The sequence below is a fragment of the Bradyrhizobium sp. 190 genome (genome assembly GCF_023073415.1).
Classification (GTDB): Bacteria; Pseudomonadota; Alphaproteobacteria; order Rhizobiales; family Xanthobacteraceae; genus Bradyrhizobium.
The window spans coordinates 706525-725255 of the sequence record NZ_JADPJL010000008.1; the positions used below are offsets into that span (position 1 = coordinate 706525).

General features: G+C 61.0%; 15 protein-coding genes and 1 pseudogene. 9 read left to right on the forward strand and 7 right to left on the reverse strand.

Features of this window, described 5'->3' with window-relative positions; all coding sequences use genetic code 11:
- Positions 1-29 precede the first annotated feature (29 nt).
- The 5 genes from IVB22_RS07235 to IVB22_RS07255 form a co-directional block, all read right to left on the reverse strand.
- A complete protein-coding gene (locus IVB22_RS07235) occupies positions 30-1235 on the reverse strand; it encodes an NAD(P)/FAD-dependent oxidoreductase (protein WP_247516604.1) in 1206 nt (401 codons plus the stop codon).
- A gap of 524 nt (positions 1236-1759) precedes the next feature.
- Positions 1760-2710: a helix-turn-helix transcriptional regulator gene (locus IVB22_RS07240; protein WP_247516605.1), complete on the reverse strand. Its 951-nt coding sequence runs from the start codon at positions 2708-2710 to the stop codon at positions 1760-1762.
- Positions 2711-3053: 343 nt separating this feature from the next.
- On the reverse strand, positions 3054-4796 hold the full coding sequence (locus tag IVB22_RS07245) for an ATP-binding protein (protein WP_247516606.1): 1743 nt from the start codon (positions 4794-4796) through the stop codon (positions 3054-3056).
- On the reverse strand, positions 4789-5226 hold the full coding sequence (locus IVB22_RS07250) for a response regulator transcription factor (protein ID WP_247516607.1): 438 nt from the start codon (positions 5224-5226) through the stop codon (positions 4789-4791). Before IVB22_RS07250 ends, IVB22_RS07245 begins: the two co-directional genes overlap by 8 nt.
- Positions 5227-5277: 51 nt before the next feature.
- A complete protein-coding gene (locus tag IVB22_RS07255; RefSeq protein WP_247516608.1) occupies positions 5278-5928 on the reverse strand; it encodes a response regulator transcription factor in 651 nt (216 codons plus the stop codon).
- Between the two features lie 441 nt (positions 5929-6369).
- On the opposite strand from IVB22_RS07255, the gene IVB22_RS07260 reads away from it, so the two are divergent.
- Positions 6370-7302, forward strand: coding sequence for an AraC family transcriptional regulator (locus IVB22_RS07260; RefSeq protein ID WP_247516609.1), 933 nt, complete (start codon positions 6370-6372; stop codon positions 7300-7302).
- A 19-nt stretch (positions 7303-7321) separates the two neighbouring features.
- Here IVB22_RS07260 and IVB22_RS07265 read toward each other — a convergent pair whose 3' ends face one another.
- A complete protein-coding gene (locus IVB22_RS07265; RefSeq protein ID WP_247516610.1) occupies positions 7322-8248 on the reverse strand; it encodes a catalase family peroxidase in 927 nt (308 codons plus the stop codon).
- 552 nt (positions 8249-8800) lie between these two features.
- On the opposite strand from IVB22_RS07265, the pseudogene IVB22_RS07270 reads away from it, so the two are divergent.
- A pseudogene (locus IVB22_RS07270) lies at positions 8801-9394 on the forward strand (sigma-70 family RNA polymerase sigma factor); the annotation flags it as partial.
- Between the two features lie 128 nt (positions 9395-9522).
- Here IVB22_RS07270 and IVB22_RS07275 read toward each other — a convergent pair.
- Complete coding sequence (locus tag IVB22_RS07275) at positions 9523-10494, reverse strand: LysR family transcriptional regulator (protein WP_247516611.1); 972 nt, start codon at positions 10492-10494, stop codon at positions 9523-9525.
- A 150-nt stretch (positions 10495-10644) separates the two neighbouring features.
- Here IVB22_RS07275 and IVB22_RS07280 point away from each other — a divergent pair, with 150 nt between their 5' ends.
- The 7 genes from IVB22_RS07280 (at position 10645) to cbbX (ending at position 18721) form a co-directional block, all read left to right on the forward strand.
- On the forward strand, positions 10645-11682 hold the full coding sequence (locus tag IVB22_RS07280) for a class 1 fructose-bisphosphatase (RefSeq protein WP_247516970.1): 1038 nt from the start codon (positions 10645-10647) through the stop codon (positions 11680-11682).
- Between the two features lie 13 nt (positions 11683-11695).
- Positions 11696-12571, forward strand: a complete 876-nt coding sequence (locus tag IVB22_RS07285) for a phosphoribulokinase (protein WP_247516612.1) — start codon at positions 11696-11698, stop codon at positions 12569-12571.
- Positions 12568-14607: a transketolase gene (gene tkt / locus IVB22_RS07290; protein ID WP_247516613.1), complete on the forward strand. Its 2040-nt coding sequence runs from the start codon at positions 12568-12570 to the stop codon at positions 14605-14607. The genes IVB22_RS07285 and tkt overlap by 4 nt, the downstream gene beginning before the upstream one ends.
- Before the next feature lie 34 nt (positions 14608-14641).
- Positions 14642-15727: a class II fructose-bisphosphate aldolase gene (gene fba, locus IVB22_RS07295; protein ID WP_247516614.1), complete on the forward strand. Its 1086-nt coding sequence runs from the start codon at positions 14642-14644 to the stop codon at positions 15725-15727.
- 55 nt (positions 15728-15782) lie between these two features.
- Positions 15783-17243: a form I ribulose bisphosphate carboxylase large subunit gene (locus IVB22_RS07300; RefSeq protein WP_247516615.1), complete on the forward strand. Its 1461-nt coding sequence runs from the start codon at positions 15783-15785 to the stop codon at positions 17241-17243.
- 12 nt (positions 17244-17255) lie between these two features.
- Positions 17256-17675, forward strand: coding sequence for a ribulose bisphosphate carboxylase small subunit (locus tag IVB22_RS07305; protein ID WP_247516616.1), 420 nt, complete (start codon positions 17256-17258; stop codon positions 17673-17675).
- A gap of 152 nt (positions 17676-17827) precedes the next feature.
- Positions 17828-18721, forward strand: coding sequence for a CbbX protein (gene cbbX / locus IVB22_RS07310; RefSeq protein WP_247516617.1), 894 nt, complete (start codon positions 17828-17830; stop codon positions 18719-18721).
- Positions 18722-18731: the final 10 nt, after the last annotated feature.

An 18731-nucleotide genomic window follows, 5' to 3' on the forward strand; every position in this document is an offset into this window, starting at 1 on the left:
GCGAGCGCGGCCCGTATCGCGTGAGGCGTCTACACCTTGGTCACATTTTCCGGATCGGCCGACGCCAGCGCAGCAGCACGCTCAGCCTTCGGCGGATAGATCCACACGGTGTTGATCTCCTGCTTGGTCTTCTTGGCGATGTCGCCGACCATCTCCACCTTGCGGTCCCAGCCGCGCGTGAACAGCGCGCCGGCTTCGCCGAGATCGAGACAGGTGACGTATCCCTTCTGGTGATACGGCTTGGTCGGAACGCCGAGCAGCTCCGCCGCGGCGTTGTTGCCGGCAAAGGCGCCCATGCGCGTCGCGTGCTGGCACGACATCAGCGCGTAATTGCCGACATCGTCGCAAGCGGCGCGCGCGGCATCGCCGGTGGCGAAGACGCCGGCGACCCCCGGCACGCGCAGGTCGCGGTCGACGAGCAGGCGGCCGAAATTGTCGCGCTCGGCGGGGATCTGCTGGGTCAATGGCGCGGCGCGAATACCCGCCGCCCAGATCACGGTCTCGGTTTCGATGTGTTCGCCGTTGGAAAGCGTCACGCCGGATTTATCCAGCGAGGCGACGCCGGCACCGAGCCGGGTCTCTACACCGACCTGGCGCAGGGCTTCCTCGATGACGGGGCGGGGGCCTTCGCCCATATCAGGCGCGATCGCACTGTTTCGGTCGACGATGATGACGCGCGGCTTGGCGTCCTTGCCGAAGATTTTGCGGAGTCGCGCAGGTATCTCCGTCGCTGCCTCGATGCCGGTGAAACCGCCGCCGGCGACGACGACCGTGTCGCGTCCGTTCACGGCCGGCCGGTCGGGGAGGCTGTGCAGATGCTTGTCGAGGGCAACCGCATCATCGAGCGAGTCGACACTGAAGCCGTGTTCGGCGAGGCCCGGAATATTCGGACGGAACAGCCGGCTGCCGGTGGCGACGACCAGCCGGTCGTAGGACAGCGTCTTCCGCGTGCCCTTGGCGGTCGCGATCTGCACCACACGGGCCTTGGCGTCGATTGTCTCGGCGCTGCCTTGCACGTAGTCGACATCGACGGCCTTGAGGACATCCAGCAGCGGCGCCGACAGGGTCTCGGGCTTCTGTTCATAGAGCCGCGGCCGGATCACCAGCGTCGGCTCGGGAGCTACCAGCGCGATCTCGAGCTCCTCGGGCGAAACGCCTTGGATATCGCGCAGGCGGGCGGCAGAAAGTGCGGCGTACATGCCGGCGAAGCCGGCGCCAATGATGATCAGTCGCATGTGATTTACTCCTGTGGTTGGTTGCACGGACACGCGCGTCACCGCCGCCGCTCTCCTGCGGCCAAGCCTGTTGCGATCGACGACGACGCGAAGATGTGAAAAGAGGTGCGCCGGGCTCCTATGGAGCGGGGCAGGTGAGCATTAAGGACGTCGGCACGGACCCTTCACATGCCGCGCGGCAGACTCTGGGTCCCAATGGCCAGCCACGCTGAAAGCCAATCGGCAGAGTGGGCTTCGCGGGCAAACTGTTGTGGAAGCTATCGTTAAGCATGATGGAACGCATGGGATTGGCGCTTTGAGTGGCTAGTGCCGGCGCTTCTTCGCCCGTGGTTGATGTGAAGCGAACGGTCAACGAAAGTCCGTACACGAGTGCGGTCGCAACGGTTCGTCGTCGCCGTGCGATTGCAAAATTCTTCCAGGTCATCGTTGGTCTCCTCCGTTGGTGACGTGGGCACCGTGATGTTCTACCGAACCAGACTTGTGACTGCCCCAGAGCGATTGACGTACTTGTAGAGAGATTGCTGCTAACGCACGCGCCTCCGCCAATCGGTCGGGGTTTCGCCAGTCAGCTTCCTGAAAGCCGCGGCGAAGGCGGTTTGGGAGGAGTAGCCAAGCGCGGCTGCGACCGACACGACTGATACCTCAGTGTCGCGCAGCATGTTCATGGCCTGCTCAAGCCGGTGCTGACGCAGCCAGGCATGCGGCGAAAGCCCGGTGCTTTCCTTGAAGGCACGGCAGAAGTGAAAGCGCGAGAGACCGGCTTCCGAAGCAAGCGCTGTGAGAGAGACGTCCGCATCGCTGTCAGAGCTCAGGCGTTCGATAGCGCGGTGCAGGACCTTCGGCGAGAGGCCGCCCATGGTCGGCTGGAGCGTGGTTGGCGAGCCGGTGTGCGCAGCCAGGAGGCGCGTGGCCAGGAGGTCTGTCAGCTGATGCCTGAACAGGGCATCCAGCGCCGCGCTGCCCTCAAGTACGTCCGCAGCACTCAGGAGCAATCGGGATGTCACGGGGTCGGGATGCCCCGTTCGCTCCAGCAGATCGCCAGAAGTCGACGCGTCGGCTTCAATGGCGACACGCTGGAGCGTCCCGGGCGGGAGGTAGAGCTGAACGACGTTGACGGGCCCGGGAATATCCCAACGCGCGCTTGAGCCGGCCGGAATGATCGTCACGACCCCGGAGCGCGCTGTTCCGATCGCAACTGATTTCCCGGTGCGTCGCTCCAGCCGCTGCAAGCCGGTCGGGTAGGTCATGATGACGTGATCCGTCATGGGCTCGACCACGTCATGCAAGGCGCCATGCTTCCAGTGGGCGATCGCGCCACTGGACGGATCGGAAGCCATGCGCACCGGTGCGGTCTTGAGCACGCGCGCCATCTCCACATCGGCAGCACGCCGTTCGGCATTTGCCTGATCGCTCGGGCGCGCCTCGGATGCGACCAGCAGATGCTTCAGGGGATCGTGCAAGATCGGCTTGCTCATGGACTGTGCTCGCATTGGGGACGTCATGCGCTCGCTCCGCAGTGTGCGCTGGACCAAAGAGGCGCGGGGCCCGTTGCTTCCTGTATGTTCACAATGATGATGGCAAATGCCGGGGGACGGTATCGTGCAGCGAGTCTAGTGGCGCTGGTTCGGCGAATAGATCGACCTGTACCTTGGGATAGTACCGACGGTATGGGCATTATCGTGTAGACCGTCGCGCAACGAAGCCGAGGCTTACTGATGCTTCTGGCGAACAAATTCGCCGCGCCGGGCCCGTTATCAAAGACTTCTGCAAAAACTGGTCGAGAGAAGATTGCATGAGGTTTGGAGGCGCAATACGTGGTCAGTCCTGGCAGTCCGAATTGATAGGAATTGTGAATTGAAACGCCGCACCTTTTGGTACGTTTGCGGCCGCCCACAATCGTCCTCCGTGATCCTCGACGATCGAACGGCAGATGGATAGTCCCATCCCCAGGCCGCTCGACTTCGTCGTATAAAAGGCCTCGAAGGCTCGCTCGATATCGCCTTCTGACAGGCCCGGGCCAGAGTCTCGCACCGCAACGAGAACACAGTCAGCTTCAGCCTGGGTGCTGATCAGCAATTCCCGACGGTCGTCGCTCATTTGGCTCATCGCCTCGACTGCATTTACGATCAAGTTCAGCATCACCTGTTGAATCTGGACCCGACTGCCTTGAATGACAGGTAAACCCTCCGCCAGTTGTGTCCGCACTTGAACGCCGTTTTTCAGCACTTCACCGCGCGTCAGTCCGATAACTTCCGAAATGGCTTCATTAATCTCCAAGCTGTCCTTTCGCGTGGGCTCCTTCCTAACCAACGCGTGCGTCCGGTCGACAACTTCAGTGATGCGCATCCCGTTCAGCACAGCTCGGTCTATTGCCTTTTTCGCCCGCTCAATATCTGGCTGCTGGCGAGTGAGGAAGCGCTGAGCGGTTTGGATATTCAGGAGCACGGCCGTGATCGGCTGCTTGACCTCATGCGTAATAGACGCCGTAAGCTGGCCCAAAGTTGCCAGTCGATTAGCGTGGGCCAATTCCATCTGCATGTTGCGGAATCGCCGCTCGCTCTCGCGCGCTTCTGCTTCTGCCCGCCTACGCTCGGTCAGATCGAGCACAAATGCGACACCCTGGCCCTCTGTCTCTTCAAGGCTCGCGACGCCGATCAACACTGGAATACGGCTGCCATCCTTCCGGATATACTCCTTTTCAAAGGGTTGCACGGCTCCCTTGTTCTTTAGCTCGGAGATCGCCAGCGCATTGCGATCACGCCATTCAGGGGGCGTCATGTCCGCCCAGCTCACTCGACCGGACAGGAGGTCGTGCTGGTCATATCCAACTATGCGGAGAAACTCACTATTGGCATCAAGAATCTGACCGTCCACATTCCAGATGATGATGCCGATGATGTTGGCATCGACGAGGCGGCGAATTTTCGCTTCACGTTGTTCAATCTCTCGCTGTGCGGCTGCAATGGATCTCAAGTCCGCCTGCAACACGTCACGCCACTGCAACAGCAGTCTGAGGTAGAGCTCGCTGTATCCGTTGCTTTTCTTATCGAGAACACAAATCGTTCCAAATATCTCACCATCGGGCCAACTGACCGGCACGCCGAGGTAAGAGATCATGCCTAGTTTGATGTCAGGGTTTGATTTCCACGCCTCGTCTTGCAGAGCGTCTGGGACAATCAATGGTCGACGGGTGTTCATTACAGTCTCACAATAGAGTCCTGTATTGAGACACGCGACCTCGTCCGGTTCGTAAGGATTTCCTTTGGACTCGCTGGAAACGAAAACTTTGATATTTGGCGGCTCTACCCTCATGATCAAGGCGGAGGGAACATTTAGAATGTCTGCCAGAAGATCTACGATCTCCTGCCATTTTCGCATGATTTCCGGGGGGACTTGCATACTAGGGAGCATGTCAGCCTCGACACTGATGTCCGTTGCGCGCAAGCTATCCAAACGTGATCCCACGCTTTCGGATGCGAAATCGGACAACTCCATCCCGGGCGGGGATGTGAAGGATTGTTCGCGGCCGCCCGCCACGGCTTTGTGGACGGAACTAGTCATCAGAAGGTTTCCCCTGTTCATCACCGTCAGGGCTAGAGCCCACGTGCCTCAGGGCGGACTGCAGATGACGAAAGAGGGCGTCACTGCTTATCGGCTTGGTCAGGTATGCATAGGCCCCATCTCTCATGGCGCGAGATCGGGTCGTCGGATTGGTATCGGCCGTGACGATGATCACTGGCATCGAGGAACCGATGCGCCGCAGGTGCTGCAGCAGGTCGAGGCCGCTCTGGCCCGGCATGCTCACATCGGTAATCAGGCAATCGAAGCTGCCCGGGGTGTATTCCGCCATGAAGGCCTCCGCTCGATCGAAAGTGCGACACGATAGATCCAGCACCAGAAGGAGGTCAGAGAGGGCCTCTCGCACAGCTTCGTCGTCATCTATGATCGCGATCAGGGGCGCTTTGGATAAGCGGTTGGTTTTCGCTGGCATGGCCTCGCGACCATCTGCCCATTGCTGGCCGGCTTGTATCTATTCTTTGGTCTAGGGTGATCTCTCCCCTCGAATCTCCGCAGGCAAAAGTTCCCAGATGCGAATGAGCTGACCAATCGACGTCGCCTGCATTTTCTTGGTCACGTTGCCGCGGTGCAGCTTGACAGTGATCTCGCTGATGCCGAGATCGAACGCGATCTGCTTGTTGAGGCGCCCCTTTGCCACTTCGCGCAGGACCTCGCGTTCGCGCGGCGTCAACTTTGAGTAGCGGTCGACATGTTGTTTGACGAGCCGGGCGGCGGTTCTTTGCGCGATATCCTTTTCGATCCCGGTTGTGACCACATCAAGCAGCGTCTGGTCTCTTACCGGTTTTGTCAGGAAGTCGACAGCTCCCGCCTTCATCGCCTGAACGGTCATAGCGATGTCGCCATGTCCGGTGAGGAAGATGATCGGCCGCGTGTTGCCGTTGGAGGCGAGATGCTGCTGAAGATCCAGGCCGCTTGCTCCGGGCATGCGAACATCGAGGATAAGGCAACCCGGGCGCTCCGGAAGATCGGCGTGCAGCAATTCCTGCGTCGATCCAAAGCAGCGCGCGTCGATTCCCACCGACAGAAGGAGTTCTTCAAGTGCGGAGCGGACGTCCTCGTCATCGTCCACGATGAGGACGAGAGGTCGCTCCATATTGTCGGCAACTTTGCTCATGGGAAGGCGGGGTAAGGGCGGTAGGGCAGATGAGCCGGCGAGTGCAGTGGTACCAAGCATTGCGTAGTCTCCTTCTGATCGCTTCTGCTCTGTTATCTGCCCCGGTCGTTCATCTGGGTCGATCGTTCGTGGCGTGTTCTAAACTCCGTGCAAGTACGGCGTCTTTCCCAAAGCCGCTGTGCTTTGCCGGAACCTGCTCCAAGCGCGCAATCGTGAGACGAACTATCTAGCCGCATAAAACCGTGACCGGTCGATCAAGCCGGCCAGATCACGTTGAAATCACTCTGAAAATCGCTTTTGACGCATCGCGCCGATTGCTGTCACATTAGCTTTGCGTTTTACGAGCAAGCCTAGACGCTCGCTCGCGGATCCCCGATAATGCGGCGGACCTCGTGAGCGCGATGATCTCCCCGGTCCAATTCGACTCGTGAGAGCGACCCAATGACACAGGCGGCCGGCTTTGGACAACGGCTAGGACGATTCTTGCATCTGAAGGATGCGCCGCCCTCATTGATCACGCGTTCACTGCGCAGCACTGAACTCGCGGTTACCGAAACGCGCGATGATAACCCCGTGCCGGGCCTATCCGGCTCGTTCACCGCCGAGGATGCCTTTCTCGTCAGCCTGAAACTTCACGATTACCCCGACTGCGAACTCTGGGAAGACGGCAAGTGCGTGATGAAGGCGGATGTCCCGGCAGGCGCAACATATCTGTACGACCTCAAGCGCGATCCGCGCTACGTGATCGACAAGCCATTCCACTCTCTCTTTTTCTATTTGCCGCGCTCGGCGCTCGATGGTCTCACCGAGCAGTCCCGCACGCCGCGCGTCGGTGAACTCGCCTGTGAACTCGGCGTGGGCCATGACGACGCGGTCATCCGCCATATCGGCGCGTCGCTGCAAGAAGGGCTGCGTCGGCCGGACGAGACCAACCAGCTTTTCATCGATCACATGATGCTCGCGCTCACCGCACATGTCGCTCAGACCTATGGCGGGCTTCGGCCCACCGCCGGATCGACCCGTGGCGGTCTTGCGCCGTGGCAGGTGAGGCAGGCCTGCGAACGGCTCGACGCCGATCTCGGCGGAAAGGTTTCCTTGCAACAAATCGCCGCTGAGTTTGACCTCTCGGTTAGCCATTTCTCCCGCGCATTCCGCGTCTCGACCGGCCTGCCGCCGCACCAATGGCTTCTGCGCCAGCGCGTGAAAACGGCCCAGCAATTGATGACCGTCCGCGACCTGCCGCTGTCGGAGATTGCGATGTCGGCCGGGTTTGCCAATCAAAGCCACTTTACGCGGGTGTTTTCGGCCGTGGTCGGTGTCAGCCCGGGCGTGTGGCGCCGCGAAGCGCAGGGCGTCCGCGAAGGCGAGAATTGATTCGGAGCGAGCCGGATGATCAGCGACGCTTCGCCGCTGAAATGGCATAGGCATCGCGCCGCGCCGCGAAGATCTCGTCCGGCGGATGAGCGATGCCTTCGGCGAGATTTGCCGGGTTGAAGATGGACGCGTCGCACGCATCGTTCGCTTCGATACCGGTGATGACGATCGTTCCCAACCGCACCGCTTCGCGACTGTCCTCATCCGGCCATCGGATGGTCACGTCCATGATGGGGTCGCCGGGACGGTCGAGCAGCGCCATCACGTTGAACCGGACATCGCCTGAGGTGATCCGGCTTTCGAGGTCGTCATACAAGAAGTCGGCAGGCATCGCCTTGACCGCGTCCTCGGTCAGCGTGACTTCTCCACCAGCCGGAACGATCTGGAATTTGATAAACCGTGTCTCGCCTTTTGCATTCGTAGCGGGAAAGGCGTGCACTCCCCAATAGGTCGTACCCGCAAAACTTTCGGGCGGTGGATGTGCGGCGATGTAGTTTGCCTGATGCAGCGTCTCGGGATTGGCGGCAGAGAATGCCCTGACCTTCCTCAAATCCGGCTTGCCACCCCGTCGGGGAATGCGTGCCTTGAGGAAAGCCAGCATCTGGTCGAGCGTCCTTGCAAAGTGCACCGGAGCGCTCTGCACGAGAATATCCGAGCGATAGCCGTCGCCGCCGAGCCTGAAGCTGAAGCCGCGCAGCACCAATTTGTCGGTATCGGCCACTTCGGGATCGCCGCCGCCCGCCGAGAAGCGCGCCAGTACGCGTGATGGCTTGGTGAAGCTGCGGGATTTCGTAATCTCCGCCGCCCGATCCGACGCGGCATAGGTGCCGCGAACGCATCGGCCCTTGGCGAAGGTCGCGCGCAACTTCGGCGGATCACCAGCTGCCGCTTTCAGGGCGTCGACGATGGACGTGGGCGTGGCGGCGCCGGTTGGAAACCGGGACATAAAGGGGTCATGGGTTCGAACTTGGGTACCCGTTCTAGGCGCTGCACAGGTCCGGCGTCTTTCCTAAAGCGGCCATGCCTTGTCTGATCCTGCTCCAGGCGCGCCATCGCGAGGTACCATGCCACCCGGCTGCTCCGACTTTGTGAGCAGGAGGACTGGGAAGTGCGGTAAGCGCGTCGCATCAAAATCATGAACAAGCGCGGCGGGCGCATCCAAAATTCGACAGGTGCGGCCTCGGCACACCGCCGCGTCGCACCACGCGCTCCATCCTGCCGGCTAATTCACCTAGACCAGAAGATTAGAAATACGAGCCCGTCGTAGAGTAGCGCGAACAGCTCCACGCAACGCATCCTTGCGAAATATCGTCATAACAAAGTGGAGAGAACAATGCCCAAAGGCGAGCGGCGACAAGGAGGCGCGCGGCCCATTCGAGTGCCGGATCAGTGTCGGCAGGAAACCCCTTCGTCTGGCCTCCGGCAGATTCTCGCAACGGCGTTCTCGCCCGACTGTGCCGGCGAAATTCGGAGGCCTTTGTTCGAGCGTTCCCACGGGATGAGCCATGACAAACTGGCTTATGCTGTCCGCAAGGCGAAGGAATCGGAAGAATGTGCTTCCGACGAGATGCTTCTAAAAAGCATTGCAGAGGGCGATAAGGCCGCAATGCACATCATGTTCGCGCGTCACCGTGCAAGAGTGTTTCGTTTCATCCAAAGGATAGTCCGCAACACGGCAATTGCAGAAGATCTCGTCAGCCAGGTGTTCCTTGATGTTTGGCGTTCCGCAAACGCCTTCGAAAGCCGCTCGCGGGTTTCCACCTGGCTGCTTTCGATTGCCCGTCTCAAGGCATTGAGCTCCTTCCGTGAGCGAAGGCACGAGAATATTGATCGAGACGATGTGCTTGGAATCGTCGACGTCGCCGACACACCGGAAGCCGCGCTCGATCGCAAGGAAACCAATGGAGTCTTGCGGGCGTGTATAGGCAAGCTGTCGCCAGCTCATCGCGACGTCATCGATCTGTTCTATTATCGCGAAAAGTCGGTCGCTGAAATGAGCGAGATTTTCGGCATTCCGCATGCCACCGTGAAGAGCCGGATATTCTACGCGCGCAAGCAACTCGCGGGAATGCTTGTGAGCGCGGGTTTCGAAGCCGCACCGGTTCGAACAAACGACCACAGGGCCACAGAAGCAGGCGCATCTCGCGGACTGAAGCTCACCTTGCAGGTGGGGTTGTCGGCAATTTGATCCCGCCAGTCCGTCGGTATTCGCATATCGCGCTATCGGCGCTTGCCGCGTGCCGACGTGCGGGTGATCCTTATCCTGCCTTGGGTTCGCGGCAGGAATTGCGCGCCGCGGGCGCTGAGGAACTCCAGCATGGCGCGTGCCGGCGGCAGCAGGATCTTGTCTTTTCGGGAAAGGGCGAACCATTGCCTGATGACAGGAAGGCCAACCACGTCGAGCGTGACCAGCCGCCGCTCGTCGAGTTCGGTAGCGACCGTGTGCGCCGAAATGAACGCAATTCCGAGGCCCGCGATCACAGCCTGCTTGATCGTCTCGTTGCTGCTCATCGCCATGCCGATCTTAGGGCGAATTCGCGCCGTTTCGAACAGTTGCTCCATCAGGCCGCGCGTGCCCGAACCGGGTTCGCGGGTCAGAAATGTTTCGTCGGCCAGGTCGCTCGGCGGGATACGGGATTTTCGCACCAGGCGATGGCTCGTCGGCGCGATAATGACATGGGGGTGATCGCCGATCGGGTGAACGTCCATGTCGATATCAGCCGGTGGGCGACCCATGATCGCGAAATCGAGATCATAGCCGCGTAGCGCCTCGCCGATCTCCTGCCGGTTTCCGATCGAGAGCGTGACATCGATGTTCGGATAGCGTTTCGAAAATCCGGAGATCATGAACGGCACGAAATATTTCGCCGTGCTGACGGCGCCGATCGAGATGCGGCCGGCGGTCTTTCCCGCCATCATCTCGAGCGAGGTCTCGCAGTCCGCAATCGCCGCTTCGATACGCTCGGATAGCGAGAGGACCTCCCGCCCGGCGTCGGTCAACAGCATCCCGTCACTGGTGCGCTGAATCAGCGGCAGACCTGCAAGCTCCTGCAGATTGCGGATCTGCAGCGTGACGGCCGGCTGCGTGAGATGCAGGTGTTTGGCGGCGGCGGTAACCGACCGATCCCGGTGAACGGCTGCGAGCGCGCGCAATTGGCGAATGGTCAATTCCCGCGGAAACCTGCTTGCCATGGGCTCATCCAATATAAGAAAAACTTTGCCAAAGCCAAAGATAAGAAAATTTCACTAATTTTGCAAACTGAGTTGTTCTTGGAACGCGGAGTGCCTGATGGCATGACGCGTTGGAGTGGCCCCGAAGAGGGCGCCAATCGGGGAACGGCCATGGACGCACGCATAAGCTTATGCTCGCATCTCGATCATGCAGGGTCGGAGACGCCGACCGGCCCGGCCGTGGCCGCTGTGATCGAGGCGATTGCCGCTGCTGCGATCGGCCTATCCGATATCATCGCCGACGGACCGTTGGCGGGCATTACCGGACGAACCCGTGGCGTCAATTCCGATGGCGATCATCAGAAGGATATCGACCTCGCCGCCGACGCGATGATGCGCGCGGCGTTACGTGCCACCCCGGTCGCTGCCGTCCTGTCCGAAGAATTGGATCTGCCTGAGGTGCTCAATGCCGAGGCGTCGCTCTGTGTCGCGATCGATCCGCTCGATGGGTCGGCCAACCTCGAGAACAACATCTCGGTCGGAACCATCTTTTCGATCCGTTCGCGCGGCAACGATATCATCTCCACCTTCTTCGAACCTGGTACGGCGCAGTGTGCGGCGGGTTTCGTGGTCTACGGCCCTCAGACCACGCTGGTTCTGGCGTTCGACGAGCGGGTCGACATCTTCATTCTGGACAGGCGTGCCCGGGAATTCCTGCTGATCGCGCGTCGCGTGAAAATTGCGCCCAACGCGCCCGAATTCGCCATCAACGCGTCGAACCGGCGGCACTGGCATGGACCGGTGCGGGCCTATATCGACGAATGCCTGGCGGGCACGAGCGGCAACGGTTCGGTCGACTTCAATATGCGCTGGATCGGCTCCCTGGTCGCAGAGTCGCTTCGTATTCTCGTCCGCGGCGGCGTGTTCCTGTACCCGGCGGACGCGCGGCCGGGATATCGCGACGGACGTCTCCGCCTGCTTTACGAAGCGCATCCGATGGCCCTCGTGATGGAGTGGGCGGGCGGCGCCGCGACCACCGGCCGCCGGCGCATTCTCGAACTTTCGGCAAAAACACCACACCAGCGGGTGCCGTTGATCATGGGCTCGATGCGCGGCGTTCGCGACGTTGCCGCCATTCACGAAGCGATCGAGCCGATGTTCGACAATAGCGATGCGCCATTGTTTGCGCGGCGCGGCCTGTTTCGCTGATCGGAAAGAGCAGATGTCACGCAGCTATCCCATCATATCGATTACCGGATCGTCCGGTGCCGGCACGACCTCGGTGAAGAAGACGTTTGAAAACATCTTCCGCCGCGAGAAGGTCGAAGCTGCCTATGTCGAGGGCGACGCCTTCCACCGCTACAACCGCTTTGAGATGCGTACAAAAATGGCTGAAGAGGCGGAGCGCGGCAACAAGCATTTCAGCCATTTCAGTCCGGAAACAAATCTGTTCGAGGAGCTGGAGAAATTGTTCCGGGACTACGGCGAGTCCGGGACCGGAACCGTCAGGCACTATGTCCACGATCATGAAGAAGCCAGGCTCTATGGCGCGGATCCGGGCACATTCACCGAATGGACGCCGTTGCCGGAAAAATCGGATCTGTTGTTCTATGAAGGTCTGCATGGCGCTGTCGTGACCGACAAGGTCAATATCGCGCAGCATGCTGACCTCAAGATCGGCGTCGTTCCCGTCATCAATCTGGAGTGGATCCAGAAGCTGCATCGCGACCGCAGCGACCGCGGCTACACCGCCGAGGCGGTGACCGATACCATCCTGCGACGGATGCCGGACTACATAAATTACATCTGCCCGCAATTCACCGAGACCGACATCAACTTCCAGCGCGTGCCAACCGTCGACACGTCGAACCCGTTCATTGCGCGCTGGATACCGACGCCCGACGAATCGATGGTGGTGATCCGGCTCAAGAATCCGCGCGGCATCGACTTTCCCTACCTGCTGTCGATGATTCCGAACAGTTTCATGTCGCGGGCCAATTCGATCGTGATCCACGGATCGAAGCTCGATCTCGCGATGCAGCTCATCCTCACCCCGCTGATCCTGCAACTGATGGAACGCAAGAGGCGCATGCTATGAACGATTCAGCTCTGTCCCGTATCGCCACCCAGCCGGTCGTCTCGCATGCTGAAATGGCGAATGCGATCCGCTTTCTGGCCATCGACGCCGTCGAAAAGGCGAAGTCGGGTCATCCCGGCATGCCGATGGGTATGGCCGATGTCGCGACGGTACTGTTTTCGCGCTTCCTCAAATTCGACGCCTCCGATCCGACATGGCCGGATCGCGACCGATTCGTATTGTCGGCCGGTCACGGCTCGATGCTGCTGTATGCGCTGCTGCATTTGACCGGCTACCAGGGTGTGACGACGGACGAGCTGAAGGCGTTCAGGCAGTGGGGATCGAAAACCCCTGGCCATCCGGAGTACGGGCATACACCCGGCGTGGAGACGACGACGGGGCCGCTGGGGCAGGGGATCGCAACCGCGGTCGGGATGGCGCTGGCGGAGCGCCTGATGAATGCGCGCTTCGGCGACGATCTTGTCGATCACTACACCTATGTGATCGCCGGCGACGGCTGTCTGATGGAGGGCATCAGCCAGGAAGCGATTTCGCTGGCGGGACATCTCAAGCTCGGCCGGTTGATCGTGCTGTATGACGACAACGAAATCTCGATCGACGGATCGATATCGCTGTCATGCTCGGATGACCCGATCGCGCGCTTCAAGGCGTCGGGCTGGTCGGCGAGCCGGATCGATGGCCATGACCCCGAGGCGATTGCCGCGGCGATCCGGCAGGCCCGGCACGACAGCCGGCCTTCCCTGATTGCCTGTCGCACGGTGATCGGTTTCGGCGCACCTAACCGTCAGGGGACGGAAAAGGCGCATGGCGCGCCGCTTGGTGCGGAGGAAGTCGAGAAGACGCGCAGCGCGTTGGACTGGCCGCACGCACCATTTCAGGTTCCAGGAACTGTGGCCGATGCCTGGCGCGAAATTGGTGCACAAGGACATGCGGCACGGCGGGAATGGATCGAGCGCAGCAGACGCCACAGTTCGATAGGACGGTCGCCGTTCCACGACGCGCTGAATCGAAAGCTGCCCTGTGGATATGCGGACGTGATGACGCAGATCCGGATCCGGTTCGGTACGGAGCGGCCGAAGATCGCGACCCGGCAAGCGTCGCAATTGGTGATCGACGCGATCGCGGAAGCGTTGCCCAATCTGCTTGGCGGTTCGGCCGATCTTACCCATTCGAACCTGACGCGCGCGAAGACGCAGAAACCGGTACGGCCGGATACGCTCGATGGCAGTTATATCCATTACGGCGTCCGCGAACATGCCATGGCGGCGGCGATGAACGGCATCGCGCTGCATGGCGGCTTCATCCCCTATGGCGGCACGTTTCTCAGCTTTGCCGATTACAGCCGCCCTGCGATCAGGTTGGCCGCGTTGATGGGGATCCGCGTCATCCATGTGATGACGCATGACTCGATCGGGTTGGGTGAAGACGGCCCGACGCATCAGCCGGTCGAGCATCTGGCATCGCTGCGGGCGATACCGAACCTGCTGGTATTCCGTCCGGGCGACGCGGTCGAGACGGCGGAGGCGTGGGACTGCGCGTTGCGGGCAGATACAAGCCCTTCGTTGCTGTGCCTGTCGCGACAGGCGCTCCCGACGTTCCGTGACGTTGTTGGCGAAACCAATCTGGTCGCGTTCGGCGCCTATGTCGCCGTCGAACCGGAGGAGGGCCGCGACGTCACCTTGATCGCAACCGGCTCCGAAGTGTCGATTGCGCTGGAAGCGGCCAAGCTGCTGGAGAAAGACAACGTCCGCGCCGCGGTCGTCTCGGCGCCGTGCTTCGAGCTGTTTCGCCGGCAATCCCGCGAATACCGCACCGCCGTTCTGGGACGCGTGCCGAGGGTCGGCGTCGAAGCTGCAATCGAGGGCGACTGGGCACGCTGGCTTGGCGATGGCGGCGAATTCGTCGGCATGACCGGCTTCGGCGCCTCGGCGCCGGCGGAAACGCTTTACCGCGAATTCGGCATCACCGCCGATGAGGTCGCGAAGGCCGCGCTGCGCTGCATCGCGCGCTCGCGGATGGCGGTGACCTACGCATGACACCCATACGCCGATCAATGACACGGAGGCTCGAATGGCGCGAATTACCCTGAGGCAATTGCTGGATCATGCCGCCGAGCACGCCTACGGCGTGCCGGCATTCAACATCAACAACATGGAGCAGGGGCTCGCGATCATGGATGCGGCGGCGGCCGTCGATGCGCCCGTCATCATCCAGGCCTCGCGGGGCGCGCGCTCCTATGCCAACGATATCATGCTGGCGAAGATGATCGACGCGCTGGAAGAGATGTACCCGCAGATCCCGCTCTGCCTACATCAGGACCACGGTAACGAGGAGTCGACTTGCGCCACCGCGCTTCAGCACGGCTTTACCTCCGTGATGATGGACGGCTCGTTGAAGGCCGACGCCAAGACCGCGGCGAGCTACGAATACAACGTCGACATCACCCGCCGCGTGGTCGACATGGCGCACTGGATCGGCGCCTCGGTGGAAGGTGAGCTCGGCGTGCTCGGCTCGCTTGAGCACGGCGGCGGCGAGCAGGAGGACGGCCACGGCGTCGAAGGTGAGGTCAGCCACGATCAGCTACTGACCGATCCGGATCAGGCCGTTGACTTCGTTCGCGCCACCAGGGTCGATGCGCTGGCGATTGCGATGGGCACCTCGCACGGCGCGTATAAATTCTCGCGCAAGCCGGACGGCGATATTCTGGCGATGCGGGTGGTGGAGGAAATCCATCGCCGGCTCCCCAATACGCATCTGGTGATGCACGGCTCATCGTCGGTGCCGCAGCCGCTGCAGGATGCGTTCAACCAGTTCGGCGGCGAGATGCCGCAGACATGGGGGGTGCCGGTCGAGGAAATCGTCCGTGGCATCAAGCACGGCGTCCGCAAGGTCAATATCGACACCGACTGCCGGTTGGCGATGACCGCGGCGTTCCGCAAGGTGGCGACGCAAAGCAGAAACGAATTCGATCCGCGCAAATTCCTGAAGCCGGCAATGGATAGCTTGCGCGATCTCTGCCGGGAACGCTTCGAGCAGTTCGGCACCGCAGGCCACGCCTCAGCGATCAAGGTCATTCCGTTGGCCGAGATGGCAAAGCGCTACCGCTCGGGCGCGCTCGATCCACGCATGGGAGGAATGGCCGATGCCGCCGAATGAGCTGATGACCGCCTCGATCCCAACCAATCGCCGCTCACCACCTGAGGAGAACAACATGAACATGCATTCGATGACCGTTCGCGGCAAGGATCGCTACAAGTCCGGCGTCATGGAATACAAGAAGATGGGCTATTGGGAGCCCGATTACGTTCCGAAGGACACGGACGTCATCGCGCTGTTCAGGGTTACGCCGCAGGACGGTGTCGATCCGATCGAAGCTTCGGCGGCAGTGGCGGGCGAATCCTCCACCGCGACCTGGACCGTGGTGTGGACCGACCGGCTGACGGCGGCCGAAAAATATCGCGCGAAGTGCTACCGCGTTGATCCCGTGCCGAATTCACCGGGGCAATATTTCGCCTACATCGCCTACGACATCGATCTGTTCGAGCCCGGTTCGATCGCCAATTTGTCGGCCTCGATCATCGGCAACGTGTTCGGCTTCAAGCCGCTGAAGGCCTTGCGGCTCGAGGACATGCGGTTGCCGGTGGCCTATGTGAAGACCTTCCAGGGACCGGCGACCGGAATCGTGGTCGAACGCGAGCGGATGGACAAGTTCGGCCGGCCGTTGCTCGGCGCCACCGTGAAGCCGAAGCTCGGCCTATCCGGCCGCAATTATGGACGTGTGGTCTATGAGGCGCTGAAGGGCGGGCTCGACTTCACCAAGGATGACGAGAACATCAACTCTCAGCCCTTCATGCACTGGCGGGAGCGTTTTCTGTACTGCATGGAGGCCGTCAACAAGGCGCAGGCGGCGTCGGGCGAGATCAAGGGCACATATCTCAACGTCACCGCGGGTACCATGGAAGACATGTACGAGCGTGCCGAATTCGCCAAGGAGCTCGGCTCGGTCATCATCATGATCGATCTCGTGATCGGCTACACCGCGATCCAGTCGATGGCGAAATGGGCGCGGCGCAACGACATGATCCTGCATCTGCACAGGGCAGGGCACTCGACCTACACAAGACAGCGCAGCCACGGTGTCTCGTTCCGCGTCATCGCGAAATGGATGCGGCTTGCCGGTGTGGATCACATCCATGCCGGCACGGTGGTCGGCAAGCTGGAGGGCGATCCGGCAACCACGCGCGGCTATTACGACATCTGCCGCGAGGACTACAATCCGGCGCGGCTGGAGCACGGGGTGTTCTTCGACCAGCACTGGGCCAGCCTCAACAAGCTGATGCCGGTGGCATCGGGCGGCATCCATGCCGGCCAGATGCATCAGCTGCTCGATCATCTCGGCGAAGACGTCATCCTGCAGTTCGGCGGCGGCACTATCGGCCACCCCATGGGCATTCAGGCCGGCGCGACCGCCAACCGCGTCGCGCTGGAAGCGATGATCCTCGCCCGCAATGAAGGCCGCGACTACCTGCACGAGGGCCCCGAGATTCTGGCCAAGGCGGCGGAGACCTGCACGCCGTTGAAGTCGGCGCTCGAGGTCTGGAAGGACGTCACCTTCAACTATGAATCGACGGATATGCCGGACTACGTCCCCACCCCGTCTGTCGCGATGTAAGGAGTGGAAACCATGCGCATTACCCAAGGCTGCTTCTCGTTCCTGCCCGATCTCACCGACGAGCAGATTTCCCGCCAGGTCCAGTATTGCCTGGAGCAGGGCTGGGCGGTGAACATCGAATTCACCGACGATCCGCATCCCCGCAACCATTTCTGGGAGATGTGGGGCTTGCCGATGTTCGATCTCCGCGACGCCGCCGGCGTGATGATGGAACTGAATGAATGCCGCAAGGTATATGGTAACAGCTACATCCGCCTGTCGGCGTTCGACTCCAGCCATGGCTGGGAATCGGTGCGGCTGTCCTTCATCGTCAACCGGCCGAAGGAGGAGCCTGGCTTCCGCCTCGAGCGGCATGAAATGGCCGGGCGCAATATTCGCTACACGACCAGATCATATGCCGCCGATCGTCCGGAGGGCCGGCGCTACGATTAGGCAGGCGTTCGGTCCGGCAGACGAGTTCTCCCTGAACGTGCCTGCGTCTGCCGGATGCACTGCTCCGTCGCTGCGGAAGCGGCGACGGAGTCTTTTCCGAAACGAAGCGTGCAGCGCATTGAGGTTAGCAGATGGACGTGGATACCACCCCAATGACTGATGCGGTCAACCTGCGCGATGAACTCGAAGCCGTCGGCATCGAGGAAATCCTCTCGCAGCTCGACCGCGAACTGATCGGTTTGAAACCCGTAAAGACGCGTATCCGCGAGATTGCGTCGCTGCTTCTGATTGAACGTATCCGCAAGCGCATGGGACTGGCGTCGGGCGCGCCGACGCTGCACATGTCGTTTACGGGAAATCCCGGCACCGGAAAGACGACGGTGGCGCTGCGGATCGCCAGCATCCTGCACAGGCTCGGCTTCGTGCGCCGCGGCCAAGTGGTGTCGGTCACGCGCGACGAATTGGTCGGGCAATATATCGGCCACACCGCGCCGAAGACCAAGGAGATCCTGAAGAAGGCGATGGGCGGCGTGCTGTTCATCGACGAGGCTTATTATCTGCACCGGCCCGACAACGAGCGCGACTATGGCCAGGAGGCTATAGAGATCCTGCTGCAGGTGATGGAAACGCAGCGCGAGGATCTGGTGGTGATCCTCGCCGGCTACGGCGACCGCATGGACAAATTTTTCGCCAGCAATCCCGGCTTCCGTTCGCGGATCGCACACCACATCGACTTTCCGGATTATGCCGACGATGAGTTGCTCGCCATCGCAGAGCTGATGCTGCGAGACATGAACTACGGATTCACTCCGGATGCGCGTGCAGAATTTGTTCGCTACATCGCATTGCGCAGGAACCAGCCGCTGTTCTCCAACGCACGCTCGATCCGCAATGCATTGGATCGTCTGCGGCTACGCCAGGCCAACCGCCTCGTCGCCGATCTCGATCATATCCTGACAGCGGACGATATCAGGTCAATTGAGGCGTCGGACGTGCTTGCGAGCCGCGTGTTCGGGAAGGGTGGAAAATCCGCCGAAGCGGGTTAGAGCCCACCTT